A 13503-nucleotide genomic window follows, 5' to 3' on the forward strand; every position below is an offset into this window, starting at 1 on the left:
GGGGGTCACGAAGATCCCCTGGTTTTCGAGCGGACGACGAGGCTCGAACTCGCGACCTCAACCTTGGCAAGGTTGCGCTCTACCAACTGAGCTACGTCCGCTTGTCGTTTCGGTCCGCTCCCGCGGCCCGGCGACGTGTTGAACTCTAGCGGATTCCCGGGCCAGTACAAAAACGCGTTTGCGCAGCGTGCTGCCCTGCGCCTGGTCAGGGACATGGCCAGGGCACCAAGGGGACATGCTCGGGCCACCCGCGGGACACCGCCATAGACTCGACTGCGTGCTCGACCTGCCTCCTCTTGCCCGCTTCGGCGACCGCGTCGCCACCGGTCTCCTCGATGTCACCAGCGACCCCGCGGCCCTGGACTCCACCGGCTTCTGGGCGGTGTGCGCGGACTACGAGGGACGTCTGACCTGTGCCCGGTTCGCGGACGTACGCGAAGAGCCGGTGCCCGCCCCCGTGCCGGGGGGCTGGCGGGGGCCGGCGACCGGTGACTGGACGTCCTCGCTCGACCGCGCCGCGTACACGGCGGGGGTGCGGAGCATACGCGAGCGCATCGCGACCGGCGAGGTCTACCAGGCCAACCTCTGCCGTGTGCTCTCCGCGCCGATCGAGCCCGACGCCGACGTGGACGCGCTGACCTCCGTGCTGGCATGCGGCAACCCGGCGCCCTACGCAGGAACGATCCGTCTGCCGGATCACGGCGTGGAGATCGCCACCGCGTCTCCCGAGCTGTTCCTGCGCCGCGACGGACGGGTCGTCGAATCCGGTCCGATCAAGGGCACCGGCCGCACCGAGGCGGACCTCCTGGCGAAGGACTACGCCGAGAACGTGATGATCGTGGACCTGGTCCGCAACGACCTCGGGCGCGTCTGCGTCACCGGCAGCGTCACCGTCCCCGACCTGTGCGCCGTCGAGAAGCACCCCGGCCTGGTCCACCTCGTGTCCACGGTCCGCGGCGAACTGCGCGCGGACGCCGGCTGGCCGCAGCTGCTGGCCGCCACATTCCCGGCCGGCTCGATCACCGGCGCCCCCAAGTCCAGCGCCCTGCGGATCATCGACGCACTGGAGACCGCGCCGCGCGGGCCCTACTGCGGGGGCATCGGATGGGTCGACGCGGACCGGGGGGCGGGACAGCTGGCCGTCGGCATTCGCACCTTCTGGATCGACCGGGCCGAGGGCGTGCTGCGCTTCGGCACCGGCGCGGGGATCACCTGGGGCTCCGATCCCGAGGGGGAGTGGCACGAGACCGAGCTGAAGGCCGCGCGGCTGCTCGCGGTAGCGTCGGGAGAGTACGAGGCGAGTGGAAGGACCCTTACGTGAAGATCTGGCTCGACGGCGGGCTGCAGGACGCCGAGTCCGCCCGCGTCTCCGTCTTCGACCACGGACTGACCGTCGGCGACGGCGTCTTCGAGACCGTCAAGGCCGTGGACGGGCGACCCTTCGCGCTGACCCGCCACCTCGACCGGCTCACCCGCTCCGCGCGTGGCCTGGGTCTGCCCGACCCCGACCACGACGAGGTCCGCCGCGCATGCGCCGCGGTACTGGAGGCCAATCCGATGCCGCTCGGCCGCCTGCGCATCACGTACACCGGCGGTCACGGCCCGCTCGGCTCCGACCGTGGCGAGCACGGCCCGACCCTCGTGGTCGCCCTCGGCGGGACCAGCCGGCGCCCCGACTCCACCGCCGTGATCACCGTGCCGTGGACCCGCAACGAACGCGGCGCGCTGACCGGACTCAAGACCACGTCGTACGCCGAGAACGTCGTCGCCCTCGCCCGTGCCTCCCAACAGGGCGCGTCCGAGGCGCTGTTCGCCAACACGGTGGGACAGCTCTGCGAGGGCACGGGGTCGAACGTCTTCGTCGTCCTCGACGGCGAGATCCATACCCCGCCGCTCGCCTCCGGCTGTCTGGCGGGCATTACGCGCGCGCTCACCATCGAGTGGACCGGGGCGAAGGAGACCGACCTTCCGTGGGACGTCCTGGAGCACGCGGACGAGGTGTTCCTCACGTCCACCCTGCGGGACGTGCAGGCCGTCCACCGGATCGACGACCGCGAAATGCCGGGCGCGCCGGGCCCGGTGACCGCCAAGGCCATGCGGATCTTCGACGAGCGGTCCGGGAACGACCTCGAGCCGTGAAAAGCCGCGGAAATTCGGCTGACCCGGGTCTTCGCGACGGGTAGAACACCCCTGATGACCACGACCCTGCGGCCGACCGAGCCGCTCCAGCGCGCGGCCGACGGGACGCGTTCACGCCGCTACCAGGTGTGCGTGAACAGCCGTCCCGTCGGTGCGATACACCTCGGCACCTCTCCCTCCTTCGGTGACTCGGTGGCCCGGATCCTGGATCTGCGCATCGAGGAGCCGGACAGGCGGCGCGGCCGGGGCACGGTGGCGGCGCTCGCCGCCGAGGAGGTGGCGCGCGGCTGGGGGTGCCGGCAGATCGAGACGATCGTCCCCGCCGGCGCCGAGGCCGGACTGCGGCTAACGGAAGCGCTCGGCTACGTCCTGCGCAACCGGGGCATGGAGAAGAAGCTCGGTGACACCCCGCCCGAACTGCCCGTCGGCAGCAGCGGACGGCCCATGACCGAGGCGGAGTTCGACGCGTGGCAGGCGTACGAGTTCGAGCACTACGCGCGCACGTGGATCGAGCGGGGCGTGCCGGAGGCCGAGGCGTACGCCAAGGCACGGCGCGATCACGACCAGCTCCTGCCGCAGGGGGCGGCCACCGAGAACATGCTGTTCAGCGTCCTGGAACAGGAAGGGACACGCGTGGGCACCCTCTGGGTGGCGCTGCGTGAGGAGAAGGCCTTCGTCTTCGACGTCGAGGCCGACGCGGACCACCGAGGCCGGGGTCACGGCCGGGCGCTCATGCTGCTGGCGGAGATCCAGGCGACCGCCGCCGGCCGACGTGTCCTCGGCCTGAACGTGTTCGCGGGGAACACCCCGGCCGAGCGGCTCTACGAGTCCATGGGCTACGAGACGACGCAGTACGCCCTGTACAAACCGCTGGTGTGACGGCCGGGCACCGCGAGGAACGGCCTGGCCCGGGACATCGACGCGTCAGGCCTCCCGCTCGGCCAGCAGGCGGTCCGCGATCTCCTCGATACGCCCGCGCAGCCCCTCCTGGCTCTTGCCGCCGTCGAGGCGTTCCCCGCCGATGACATACGTAGGAGTGCCGGTCACGCCGATCGCCTTGCCCTCGGCCTGGTCGGCGTCGACGATCAGGATGTGACGGCCGTCGATCAGCGCCGTGTCGAACTCCTCTGCGTCCAGCCCCAGTTGAGCGGCCACCTCGATCAGGAGCTCCTCACCCCTGCGGTCCAGTTCCTCGACCCTGCCGAGCACGGCCTCCGCGTACGGCCAGCCCTGACCCTGTTCCAGCGCCTCCTCGGCGGCCTGCGCGGCGGCGAACGCATGCTTGTGCTTCTCCAGCGGGAAGTGCCGCAGCCGCAGCTCCAGCCGGTCGCCGTAGCGAGCGCGCAACGCACGCAGGTCGTCGAGGGCGGTGCGGCAGTCGGGGCACTGGAGTTCGCACCAGACGTCCAGGACGGGGGCGGCGGTCCGTGTCGGGGAGGAGTCACTCATGGTCACCAGTCTCCCAGCACCGGGGAGCGCGCCCAACCGGGACCCCCGACGGCTCGGGGCGGAGGTGTGAGCGGGACCTGTGCGGTCACAGGTGGAGACGAGACCGCACCCTGAGGAGGAGCAGACCCCGAGCCGGACCCGGAGATGTCCCTGAGGTGCGGTCGGAGCGTGGCATGCCGGGCAGGGGGCGGTGCAGGATGGAAAGGACGAACCGACCCGCCCGACCGATCACCGCCTGGAGGACCGGATGATTGCCGAGACAGTCTGTTCCGCCGCCTCCGTGGCGGGCCTGGGCATCGCAGCGGTCACCGCCTACCGCAAGCGTTTCCTCGCGGCGGCCCGTATCGCCGCGTACGCGCTCGTGCCGATCGGCCTGGTGATGACGGGAGCCGTGGGTTGGCTGGCCCACACGGCGTTCAGCCCCACGGCATGGGCGGGCTTCGGCGTGCTCGCCGTCGCCTGGCTGCTGTTCACGTCCACCCGCACCGTGGAACGCCGGGGCGGTCGGAACCGCAAGGAGCGCAGGGCGGCGCGGGCCGCGCAGCGCGAGGTGGTGGCTCCCTCGTCCTCCGCTTCCAGCACGCCGGCGCTGGGCACCGGCGGCCGTCCCGCGGCCCCGCCCGCGTCCGCGCCCCGGGCGGCCGACTCCAAGGACGACTTCAGCGACATCGAGGCCATCCTCAAGAAGCACGGCATATGACCGATTGAAACGACACAGCGATCGGTGGCTCACCGTGCCGGATGATCACGGGCGCTCACGGAGAGATCATCTTCGTTCGCGACGTCGCGGATATTGGCGAACTCCCCGTCATTCCGGGCGTGTTGATCGCATTGCCGCTGTCACCTGCGTCATCATCGCCGCGAGATGCTGGACAGAACCCAGAGCGACACCGTTGCTCCTCCCGAGGAGCGCCGGGGTTGTCTCTTCGCGCTTTCCCAGCCACCGCTGATGATCTTCCTTGCGGTGATCGGCTGTCTGCTGCTCATGGCATCACTGCACGACCTGCTGCTGCTCTGAGCCGTATGCGGAGCCCCTGGCGTCACCCGTCGAGGGCTCCGTCGGCCGGCACCGCGGATCGCGGAGGGGAGCGGGATCGCGGAGAGGGCGGCGACGGTCCAGGCGCTCGGTCATCTCGGTCACGGAGAGTAAGAAGGGTGCTCTCGCCCGGTCAGCGTCCGGTGACACGGAGTGCGAGTGAAGCCCCCATGCCGGCCGCACCCGGTCCACTTCCGGCCGCACCCGGGTCCATGCCGGAGCCGTGCACCGCTCAGCCCGCCGCTTCCTTCCGGCGGGCTCGGTACGCGGCCACGTGCAGACGGTTTCCGCAGGTCCTGCTGTCGCAGTAGCGGCGCGACCGGTTGCGGGAGAGGTCGACGAAGGCGCGTCGGCAGTCGGGCGCCTCGCAGCGGCGGAGCCGCTCCTGCTCCCCGGCGACCACGAAGAAAGCCAGCGCCATCCCGCAGTCGGCGGCGATGTGATCGGCGAGGGAGGCGCCGGGTGCGAAGTAGTGCACATGCCAGTCGTAGCCGTCGTGGTCGGTCAGCCGGGGCGTCGTCCCTGCCGCGGCGACCAGCTCGTTGATCAGCCCGGCGGTGGTCCGGGCGTCCGTCTCGGCGAAGACCGCGGCAAACCGTCCGCGGATCTTGCGCACCGCCGAGAGGTCGAGGTCCGACAGGGTGCCGACATCACTCAGGGCGAACTTGTGGGCGAATGCATCGAGGGCTCCGACATCCGGGAGCCCGTCCGTCTCGTCGCCCTCGGGCGCGGTGTTCACCAGGTCGACCACGAGATCGAGCGCGCACCGGGTGTCGTGGGTGATCAGCACGTGTGCTCCCTGGACTGGGGGGTCGGGCGGGCGCCCGCCGACGCTGGCCGAGCCTAGCGGCTCCGCCGCCGCTATCGGGCCGCCGCAGATCAAGCCGGGGCGCCTCGTGGCGACCGCAACGACTCCGTGACCCCGGGGCCACCCTTCGGTCACGGACCCGACCCGTAATGTCACCCTCCGCATGCACCCGGGCGCCGCCTCCGCGAGGGCTCGCGGCGACGGCGCCCGGGTGTGCCGTATGCGGTTGTCCTGGCCCGGGCCATCTCCCCGAGTGGATGGCGACGGGCGGCTTGAGGATCGTGGACTAACTCTCGGCCAGGATGTGGGAGAGCTCCGTGTCCAGATCGAAATGGCGATGCTCCGTGCCCGGCGGCACGGCAGCGTCCGTCCGCTTCAGGAACGACTCCAGGGCCCGCGCCGGGGCCTCGAGCAGGGCCTCGCCCTCCGGAGAGCTCAGGGCGATGCATACGACGCCCTGACCGTGGCTGCGGGACGGCCAGACGCGGACGTCACCGGTCCCTGTGGGCCGATGGAGGCCCTCAGCGAGGAGGTCGCGGGCGAACACCCACTCGACGGTCTCCTCGGCTCCGGTGTGGAAGGTGGCGTGCACGGCGTAGGGATCGGCCGTGTCATACCGCAGTCCCGCGGGTACAGGCAGTGAGGACTCGCTCGACACAACGAGGCGCAGGTGCAGCTCGCAGCTGACCGTGGTGTTCATAAGCGCCAGGGCCTTTCGCTCAGTGTGCGCTCGGGGATTCGCACGTCGGCGAAATCGACATGCCACCTACGGTGCCGTTGTAAACCCCTCTGAGTGTTTTGCCTGTCTTTACGTAGCTCATCCGGCCGAGACATCGTTCGCGAGGTACGGCCATTCCGGTGACTGGTTTCTCTCCGGTAGGGTTTCCCCGTACGAATACGGGGAGTGACGAACAGGGCGAGATCGTCGTGACCGACGGGGAATCCAAGGCCGAGCGGGCGCTCGGTTCCAGGGCGCCGGAATTCATCAAGGCGCGACGGGCGCTGCATGTCGGTTGGCAGGCCGGTGTTTTCCTGGTCGGCCTCGCCGTGGTCGGCGCGGGCGTGATCATGCTTCCGCTGCCCGGTCCGGGCTGGCTGGTGATCTTCGCCGGAATGGCGGTCTGGGCGACCGAGTTCGTCTGGGCCCGGTTGGTGCTCCGCTGGACGAGGCGCAAGGTCACGGACGCCGCCCCGGCGCGCGCTCGAGCCCAGGGTGCGCCGCCGCAACATCGTTCTGACGACGGTCGGTGTGACGATCGTGGCCGCTCTCCTGGGCCTCTACGTCTGGCAGTTCGGCCTCGCGATGCCCTGGAGGATCAAGGACGAGTGATCCACTGCGTGGTCGGGGGCACCCCTGACATGGGGTAATGTTCTTCCTGTGCCCGGGCGATTAGCTCAGCGGGAGAGCGCTTCGTTCACACCGAAGAGGTCACTGGTTCGATCCCAGTATCGCCCACAGGGTCGAGGGCGGCGTGTACTCGCGGACAACGCGGGTCGTGCCGCCCTCGTTGCGTTCCCACCCCTTGGCCGCCCGGCGGCCCGGTCCGCGAGGGTGCCGATGAATGCCATCACTCGCCGCGGATGCCTGCGCGCCGTCCCTGTGACGGGAGTTGTCCGGGGTGGGCTGGGCCAGTGTCCGATGGCTTCCCGTGGAGTTCTTCGGAACTCCCGTCGGCTTCCCGGTGGCCCGATGAGCCCCTAGTGCGCGGCTCAACTCCCCGTGCCTGCGCGGGCTCGGGGTGTCAGGGCCCTCCTGGGTGCCCCGGCGGGCGGCAGGCGACGAGGACTTCCCTGTGGGTGCGAGTCTCTTGAAACGATTCATGATGTACCGGCAGATGTACCCGAAGATCAAGTCAAGACTGACTTCCGGGATTCCGCGGTCTTTTGGGAGAAGTACCCGCCCCGGGTGGCGCGCGGAAATCCCCCGGACGTATTCCGGAACGCCGTGGGATTTCTGCGGAAGTACGACAAGAGAGGTGTTCTGCTCGATCTCAAGTCCCGGATGGACGCCGGGAATTTGTGGACGGTCAGCTTCCGGAAGGGCGTCGCCAAGGTCGGAGAGGCCCACGGAAAGCTGCTCGGCATTCCTGCCGTTGCCGTGGCCGGGATGCCGCAACCCTCGCTCAGCGCATCCGCCCCAGTGCCTCCCGCACCCGCTTGGCGTCGCGGATCCGCTGCTCATACGTCGCCCCGAGCGCGAGGAGCAGCAGTCCGGCGAGCGCGAGAGGCACCCAGCGGGGGAGTACACCGGTCAACTGCACCAGATACGGGGCGAGTTCATGCAGCGCGTCCAGTACGAGCACGCTCCCGCCGAGGACCAGCGGCGCCTGCAGTCGATGGCGAGCGCCCAGCAGCGTCAGGGCGAGGGCCGCGGTGCCGAGCAGCAGCGGGCGCCGCCAGTCAGCGTCGTCCCACGCCGTGAGCAGGCTTGGTACAAGTGTCACCGAGAGGCCCGGACCATACGCCGTCCAGGACGAGGCCAGAGGGTCCCGGCGCTGCCGGACGATCCCCACGACCAGCGCCGGGACGGTCACCGGCAGGGTGTACGCCTCCGGGGCGCCCACGGCCCAGGAGCCGAGCCGCACCCAGGCGGCCAGTACGAACAGGGCGGCGGCCAGGTAACCGGCCGGACGGCGGTCCGTGCGCAGGGCGGTCCCGGCCGCGATCACGCCGCACAGGGCCAGTACGAGCGCCAGCACGGGTCCGTCGGTGACGGCGAGCCCGATGGCCACCAGCCCCGCGGCGGCTCCGACAGCCTCGACCGGACTCCCGGTCCGCGGGACACGCGCGGCGAGCAGAGCCGCGACGGCCGGGACGACCACGACCAGCAGGGCGGCGTGCGGCGCCCGCCAGTCCGCCGCGGCACCCACCGCGCAGGCCAGACCGGTCGCGCCGGCCAGGGATGCACACACCGAGACCGCGGTCAGTCGCCGGTGCGCGGCGGCGGTCGCGAAGAGTGCGGTCAGCGCGGCGAGGACGACCAGGGTCGCGGTCCGGGAGGCGAGCGACAGCGCGGCGATGCCGAGTGCCGTGAGAAGCGATAGGAGAAGGGCGGTCAGGGACGTCGGCGCCCGACGCGCGTACGCCGCCACGGCCAGCCCCGCCACCAGTGTCAGCCCCTGCGCGAACAGCCCGGCGGCGTAGGGGAGTTGCAGTGCCGCCGGAAGGACGAGCGCGGTGGCCCAGGCCAGGGCAACAGCACCGGTCGCGGCCTGGGCACGCCAGGCCGTGGTGGCACGGGCCGCCAGGGCGAGCATCACGGCGACCACCGCGAGTACCGCTGTTCTCGCCGTCGCGTCCGGCGGCCAGGGCGCCCACAGCGCGGCGCGCAGATCCGACGGAGCGCCGGCCCAGATGTGCGCCGCCCGGCCGACCGGCCCCAGCAGCGCGACGACGACCACCGGCAGTGCCCACACCACCGCCAGGGCCTGCACACAGCCCGAGGCCCAGGCGAAGCCGCGCCGCATGTGCCCCGGGAGCGCAGAGCGTACGGCCGGCAGCAGTGCGACTCCGCACACCAGGTAGCCGGGCACCGCCCACACGTGGGGCAGTGCCGCGCGCGGGACACCGCCGAAGCCCGCGACCAGCAGCAGCCCGCCGGTCACCGTGGCGCCGGTGGCCAGGCCCGGCCCCGGGGCTCGCCACGCGACGCCCAGTGCGATCGCCGCCGCGAGGGCGAGGAGCGCCGCCGCACGGGCGGCGGCGCTCGGGCCCGTGGCCGTCAGGGACAGCCAGCAGGCCGCCAGGACGCCCCAGGTCCCCATTCCGCACGCACCGGCCGCCGCGACGACCCGTATGGACCGCAGAGGCACCCGGAGCGCGAGGACGGTGTCGCCCGCGGCCGTCACCAGGAGCGTGGCCGCCGTGGCGGCAGGCCCCGCATCCACCGCGATCACCCACAGCAGCAGCGGGAGTTGGGCGGCCACGGTCGCCATGGGCAGCGGCATGCGGAGCGCAGGAAGCCGGAGCCCCGCCGGATCGTGAAGGCCCTCGGGCCGGGACTCCGCCGTCGTACCGCGGCCCGCGCCGGCGGCGGCCGGGCCGGGCAGCGCGCCGAAGCCAAGGCCGTACACCGTCCACGCCCCGGCCAGGACCCCGGACGCGACCGCCGCGTACCCCGCGCCGTCCGACACCGTGAAAGCGACCTCGTGCAGCGCGTAGGCGTCGAGCACCGTCAGTGCCAGACCGAGTCCCGCCACCGCCTCGGCGGTCGAGCGGAGACCGCGCCTCACGAGCGCCCAGGGCACGCCGAGTGCCGCAGCGGTCACCGCGCCGAGCACGAGCGACCGCCCGGCGATCCCCAGGAGCCCCCAGCTGACCAGGGTGAACACGAGCGCGGCCACGGTCAGGAGGACGCCGCCGAGTACGAGGAGCACATTCTGCACGCCGGACGCCGTGGTCTCGGGGCGCCTCGGCGCGTGGGGGGCCGTGGTCTCCGGCCGCGGTGGCACCGCAGGAGCGGGCGGAAAGGCGGGCCGGAGGAGCCCGACGAGTACGGCACGACGCGCCAGCAAATGGGCCCGGCGGACATCGAGTTGCCGTAGCTCGGCGTCGAGGATCCGCAACTCCTCCGCCGGGGGCGGTATGTGGGTCATACCAGGGAGTGTGGCGCGCGTCACGTGATTTTGCATGGGTGCGCGTACTCAGATCCGTACCCGGGTACCGCGCCACGACGGCTCCGCACGGGCAGACTCGGCCCATGGACTGGTACCACTACCGCTTCCGCAGCGTGTGGGCGCTGCCCGTGCCGCCGGGCCGCGCGTACGCCGCGCTGGAACAGGCCGAGGGCTATCCCCGCTGGTGGCCGCAGGTGCGGGCGGTGAACCGGTTCGACGACAGCCACGCCCTGATCACCGTCCGGTCCCTGCTGCCGTACGCCATCACCTTCACCGCACGCCAGGTGCGCCGCGATCCCGTCGCCGGTGTGCTGGAGATCGCGATGTCCGGTGACATCGACGGCTGGGCCCGCTGGACGGTCGTCGCGGCCGGTTCCGGTTCCGTCGCCCGCTACGACCAGGTCGTCGACGTGAACAAGGCGCTGCTCAGGCGGTTCGCCGTGGTGGGACGGCCCGTCTTCCGCGCCAACCACCGGCTGATGATGCGGGCCGGACGGCGGGGGCTCGTGGCGCACCTCGAAGCGGTTTGAAGGAAACCCGCCGGGACCTGTATTGTTCACTGCGTTCCCGGGCGATTAGCTCAGTGGGAGAGCGCTTCGTTCACACCGAAGAGGTCACTGGTTCGAACCCAGTATCGCCCACCCGGAGAGGGCCGGTCCGTCATCGACGGGCCGGCTTTCGCATGCTCAGGCCGCCGCCGGGAGCTCCGGGCGCAGGGGCCAGTCCGGATTCACCGTCTCCTCCGTGCCGCTGCGCGCGAACCACGCCTGCAGCCCGCGCGCCTGCGCCGCGTGCCACCCCGTCTGCAGGGTGTGCAGCTCCGCCGGTGACAGCCGCTCCAGACGGCCCGCGAAGCGGCGCCCCACCGCCCGTACGACCTCCAACGCGGCCAGCGCGTCCGCCGCCGCGTCGTGCGCGCCCTCCAGCACGACTTCGTAGTGCGCACACAGGTCGGTGAGCGTCCGGCGGCCCTTTCGGTAGCGGTCCAGGTGCTTGTCCAGGACCCGGGGGTCGAGCACGCACAGCGGCGCCGACGTGAACCAGCGGTCGAGCGAGGAGCCGCGGTGGCGGCGCAACTCCCGGTCCAGGAGCGTCAGATCGAACGGCGCGTTCATCACCACCAGCGGCCGGCCCATCGCGGCCTGCTCGCCCAGCGCCCTGGCCATCTCCTCCATCACCGGCGACGGCCAGCGGCCGTTGCGCTGCAGATACTCCTGTGTCAGCCCGTGCACCGCCGTCGCCTCCGCCGGCACCGGCACCCCCGGGTTCACCAGCCAGCGGCTCACCCGCGGCCGGGTGCCCGGGGCGTCCTGGACGGCGACGGCGGCCGACACGATCCGGTCGGTCTCGACGTCCACGCCCGTGGTCTCCGTGTCGAAGGCGGCCAGAGGCCCCTCGTACCAGCACGTCATGCGCACCCAACTCCTTGATCACGCTCGGCAGTTGACATACCGTCCGCTGCCCGATTCGGTGATACCCGGGCTGTTTGCGCCGTACGCCGGAAGGACACAACAGGAGTACGGGTCTTTGCAGTTCAGGGGCCCGTCGCGGGGATACATCCGGTGGGAAGGCTGTTGGCCATGGCGATAGCGCAGCCCGAGCGGGGCGGGCTGCTTCCGGAGCGGACGGCGCCCCAGCGCGGCACACTCGCCACCACCGCCTGCATGGAGACCCTGCAGGTGGGCTATCTGCACGCGGTCGCCGCGGCGGCCGGCTGTTCGCTGTCACAGCCCTTTCCGGACAACGGCATCGACTGGCACGTCAGCCACAGCGCACCCGGCCACACCGTCGACGACGAGGTCACCATCAAGGTGCAGCTGAAGTGCACGTACCAGATCGCGCCCAACGTGCCCTCCCTTCCCCCGTCACACCCCTCGACGGAGGGTGCTGCGCCCCCGCCTCCCCGATTGGGCCGCTCCTTCTCCTTCACGCTCGACAACGAGCACCTGGCGAAGCTCGCCCGCACCCCGGTCTCGGTGCACAAGATCCTCGTCGTGATGATCGTCCCCCGCTCCCAGGAGCAGTGGCTGCGGGCCGGTCACGATCGCCTCGACCTGCGGCACTGCTGCTACTGGATCAACCTCGCCGGACATCCGATCACGGGCCGGCACCGCACCACCGTGCGCATCCCGACCGCGCGCATCTTCGACGACCGTGCGCTCTGCGAGATCATGACCCGGGTCGGAACGGGAGGCAGACCATGACACACCGTCCCCTCGACGAGCCCGCCCGCATCGTCCGGCCGCACCCGGTGGAGCCGCCGCTCTGGAATCAGCCGCCCGACCCCGCCCAGGTCGACCCGGCCGTACTCAGCGCCCTTCTGCACCGCCACGGCTGGCAGCGCCGCGGCGGCGCCCCCGGACGCTACGGCCGGTGGACCTCGCCGGGCCCCGGCGGCAGCGGGACGAGCCTGCTGGTGCCGGAGAGCCGGGCCTTCCCCGACAGTGAGGACCTGCTCGGTGAGGCCCTCATGGCACTGTCCCGCAGCGGCTCGCCCTCCGCCCACGACGTGCTGGTCGCACTCGCCGTGCCCAGCGACGAGATCCGCTGGTGGCGGGACGTGCCCACGGGCCCCGTCGACGCAGCCTCCTGGGCCGTCGAGGACCAGCTGCGCACCGCCGCACGCCAGATGCTGCTGGCGGGGGCGCTCGCCACCCGCGCCCGTGCCGGCTACTACGGGGCCCGGCACCGGGGGCCCGCCGCAGCGTCCCTGGAGAACGTCCTGGTCGGGGCGGCCCCCGGCGGCCGGAGGCTCACTGCCTTCCTGCCCGTCTCCACGGGCCGGCCGCTCGCCGTGCGACTGCACCAGGCGCTGTATGCGGCCCGGGAGGCCGTCGACTACCAGCGGGCCACCGGCGGTATGGATGCCTTCGACGCGGCCGTCGAGGCGGGCGTGAGCCACGAGCTGACCGAGGCGCTGGTCGCCCTGGTGCGAGGCTCGGAGGGCGCCCGGATCGCCGTCGAATGGGCGCCCGGGGCCGCTGTGCCCGAGGGCTGTGCGACACAGTCCGAGCCGGTCGAGTTCTCACCGGGCGACCTGCCCGTGCTGCGCGAGGCCGGGGCCCGCTATCTGCGCGCGGAGCCGTCCGTACCGGTGCGGATCACCGGGGCCGTCGTCCGTCTGCGCAGGTCCGGGCCGCGCGGCGAGGGCACCGTGCGGCTGCGGGTCATCGCCGGGGCCGAGGTCCCTCACGTACGGATGACGCTGGACGAGGAGTCGTACCGGATCGCGGGCCACGCGCATCTGGTCGGGCTCCCGGTGCGGGTGCACGGACGGCTGGAGAGCCGGGGCGGGTTCCGGCGGCTCGTGGCCGCGTCCGGGGTGGCGCCGGTGCAGGTCGACGAGGCCGAGCGGGACCGGCTCATGAAGTCGCTCCAGGAGACCGCGGAGATCACGGCGTTCTTCGAGGAGGCCTGCGGAGGGGAGTGACGGTTACCGTTTCGCGGCGGGGGGC

The 13503-nt window shown here is 71.9% G+C and carries 13 protein-coding genes, 3 tRNA genes and 1 pseudogene; 11 read left to right on the forward strand and 6 right to left on the reverse strand.

Annotated elements, in window-relative coordinates:
- Positions 1 to 28: 28 nt before the first annotated feature.
- Positions 29 to 101 (reverse strand) — tRNA-Gly (locus AAW14_RS03030).
- A gap of 176 nt (positions 102 to 277) precedes the next feature.
- On the opposite strand from AAW14_RS03030, the gene AAW14_RS03035 reads away from it, so the two are divergent.
- From AAW14_RS03035 to AAW14_RS03045, 3 genes are read left to right on the forward strand one after another with little or no spacing between them, the layout of a single operon-like run.
- Positions 278 to 1321: a chorismate-binding protein gene (locus AAW14_RS03035; RefSeq protein WP_265559538.1), complete on the forward strand. Its 1044-nt coding sequence runs from the start codon at positions 278 to 280 to the stop codon at positions 1319 to 1321.
- Positions 1318 to 2139, forward strand: coding sequence for an aminotransferase class IV (locus AAW14_RS03040; protein ID WP_265559540.1), 822 nt, complete (start codon positions 1318 to 1320; stop codon positions 2137 to 2139). The genes AAW14_RS03035 and AAW14_RS03040 overlap by 4 nt, the downstream gene beginning before the upstream one ends.
- Positions 2140 to 2193: 54 nt before the next feature.
- On the forward strand, positions 2194 to 3018 hold the full coding sequence (locus AAW14_RS03045; RefSeq protein WP_265559542.1) for a GNAT family N-acetyltransferase: 825 nt from the start codon (positions 2194 to 2196) through the stop codon (positions 3016 to 3018).
- 45 nt (positions 3019 to 3063) lie between these two features.
- Here the strand turns inward: AAW14_RS03045 and AAW14_RS03050 are convergent, their stop codons facing one another.
- A complete protein-coding gene (locus AAW14_RS03050; RefSeq protein ID WP_265559544.1) occupies positions 3064 to 3588 on the reverse strand; it encodes a DsbA family protein in 525 nt (174 codons plus the stop codon).
- A 247-nt stretch (positions 3589 to 3835) separates the two neighbouring features.
- Here AAW14_RS03050 and AAW14_RS03055 point away from each other — a divergent pair, with 247 nt between their 5' ends.
- Together AAW14_RS03055 and AAW14_RS03060 are read left to right on the forward strand one after the other, a co-directional pair.
- A complete protein-coding gene (locus AAW14_RS03055; RefSeq protein ID WP_265559546.1) occupies positions 3836 to 4288 on the forward strand; it encodes a hypothetical protein in 453 nt (150 codons plus the stop codon).
- A 165-nt stretch (positions 4289 to 4453) separates the two neighbouring features.
- Positions 4454 to 4606, forward strand: coding sequence for a hypothetical protein (locus AAW14_RS03060; RefSeq protein ID WP_265559548.1), 153 nt, complete (start codon positions 4454 to 4456; stop codon positions 4604 to 4606).
- Positions 4607 to 4856: 250 nt separating this feature from the next.
- Here AAW14_RS03060 and AAW14_RS03065 read toward each other — a convergent pair whose 3' ends face one another.
- Together AAW14_RS03065 and AAW14_RS03070 are read right to left on the reverse strand one after the other, a co-directional pair.
- Positions 4857 to 5414: a CGNR zinc finger domain-containing protein gene (locus AAW14_RS03065; protein WP_265559550.1), complete on the reverse strand. Its 558-nt coding sequence runs from the start codon at positions 5412 to 5414 to the stop codon at positions 4857 to 4859.
- A 304-nt stretch (positions 5415 to 5718) separates the two neighbouring features.
- Positions 5719 to 6132, reverse strand: coding sequence for an SsgA family sporulation/cell division regulator (locus AAW14_RS03070; RefSeq protein WP_003959770.1), 414 nt, complete (start codon positions 6130 to 6132; stop codon positions 5719 to 5721).
- Positions 6133 to 6290: 158 nt separating this feature from the next.
- On the opposite strand from AAW14_RS03070, the pseudogene AAW14_RS03075 reads away from it, so the two are divergent.
- Together AAW14_RS03075 and AAW14_RS03080 are read left to right on the forward strand one after the other, a co-directional pair.
- A pseudogene (locus AAW14_RS03075) lies at positions 6291 to 6762 on the forward strand (TIGR02611 family protein).
- A gap of 54 nt (positions 6763 to 6816) precedes the next feature.
- Positions 6817 to 6888: transfer RNA gene (locus tag AAW14_RS03080), tRNA-Val, on the forward strand.
- A 667-nt stretch (positions 6889 to 7555) separates the two neighbouring features.
- Here AAW14_RS03080 and AAW14_RS03085 read toward each other — a convergent pair.
- On the reverse strand, positions 7556 to 10027 hold the full coding sequence (locus AAW14_RS03085; RefSeq protein ID WP_265559552.1) for an SCO7613 C-terminal domain-containing membrane protein: 2472 nt from the start codon (positions 10025 to 10027) through the stop codon (positions 7556 to 7558).
- Between the two features lie 104 nt (positions 10028 to 10131).
- Between AAW14_RS03085 and AAW14_RS03090 the strand changes: the two genes are divergently transcribed.
- Both AAW14_RS03090 and AAW14_RS03095 read left to right on the forward strand, forming a co-directional pair.
- On the forward strand, positions 10132 to 10578 hold the full coding sequence (locus AAW14_RS03090; RefSeq protein ID WP_265559554.1) for an SRPBCC family protein: 447 nt from the start codon (positions 10132 to 10134) through the stop codon (positions 10576 to 10578).
- Between the two features lie 39 nt (positions 10579 to 10617).
- A tRNA-Val gene (locus AAW14_RS03095) sits at positions 10618 to 10689 on the forward strand.
- 45 nt (positions 10690 to 10734) lie between these two features.
- On the opposite strand, the gene AAW14_RS03100 is transcribed toward AAW14_RS03095, so the two are convergent.
- Complete coding sequence (locus AAW14_RS03100; protein ID WP_265559556.1) at positions 10735 to 11460, reverse strand: 3'-5' exonuclease; 726 nt, start codon at positions 11458 to 11460, stop codon at positions 10735 to 10737.
- Between the two features lie 168 nt (positions 11461 to 11628).
- On the opposite strand from AAW14_RS03100, the gene AAW14_RS03105 reads away from it, so the two are divergent.
- Together AAW14_RS03105 and AAW14_RS03110 are read left to right on the forward strand one after the other, a co-directional pair.
- Complete coding sequence (locus tag AAW14_RS03105) at positions 11629 to 12252, forward strand: DUF4365 domain-containing protein (protein WP_265559557.1); 624 nt, start codon at positions 11629 to 11631, stop codon at positions 12250 to 12252.
- Complete coding sequence (locus AAW14_RS03110; RefSeq protein ID WP_265559559.1) at positions 12249 to 13478, forward strand: hypothetical protein; 1230 nt, start codon at positions 12249 to 12251, stop codon at positions 13476 to 13478. The genes AAW14_RS03105 and AAW14_RS03110 overlap by 4 nt, the downstream gene beginning before the upstream one ends.
- Positions 13479 to 13503: the final 25 nt, after the last annotated feature.

The sequence above is a fragment of the Streptomyces hygroscopicus genome (genome assembly GCF_026168105.1).
Lineage (GTDB): Bacteria > Actinomycetota > Actinomycetes > Streptomycetales > Streptomycetaceae > Streptomyces > Streptomyces hygroscopicus_D.

Excerpts from the sequence above, each read along its gene's own strand:
- AAW14_RS03105 (WP_265559557.1), top strand. The coding sequence starts at position 11,629 with ATGGCGATAGCGCAGCCCGAGCGGGGCGGGCTGCTTCCGGAGCGGACG.
- AAW14_RS03055 (WP_265559546.1), top strand. The coding sequence starts at position 3,836 with ATGATTGCCGAGACAGTCTGTTCCGCCGCCTCCGTGGCGGGCCTGGGC.
- AAW14_RS03070 (WP_003959770.1), bottom strand. The coding sequence starts at position 6,132 with ATGAACACCACGGTCAGCTGCGAGCTGCACCTGCGCCTCGTTGTGTCG.
- AAW14_RS03060 (WP_265559548.1), top strand. The coding sequence starts at position 4,454 with ATGCTGGACAGAACCCAGAGCGACACCGTTGCTCCTCCCGAGGAGCGC.
- AAW14_RS03090 (WP_265559554.1), top strand. The coding sequence starts at position 10,132 with ATGGACTGGTACCACTACCGCTTCCGCAGCGTGTGGGCGCTGCCCGTG.
- AAW14_RS03085 (WP_265559552.1), bottom strand. The coding sequence starts at position 10,027 with ATGACCCACATACCGCCCCCGGCGGAGGAGTTGCGGATCCTCGACGCC.
- AAW14_RS03045 (WP_265559542.1), top strand. The coding sequence starts at position 2,194 with ATGACCACGACCCTGCGGCCGACCGAGCCGCTCCAGCGCGCGGCCGAC.
- AAW14_RS03050 (WP_265559544.1), bottom strand. The coding sequence starts at position 3,588 with ATGAGTGACTCCTCCCCGACACGGACCGCCGCCCCCGTCCTGGACGTC.
- AAW14_RS03100 (WP_265559556.1), bottom strand. The coding sequence starts at position 11,460 with ATGACGTGCTGGTACGAGGGGCCTCTGGCCGCCTTCGACACGGAGACC.
- AAW14_RS03110 (WP_265559559.1), top strand. The coding sequence starts at position 12,249 with ATGACACACCGTCCCCTCGACGAGCCCGCCCGCATCGTCCGGCCGCAC.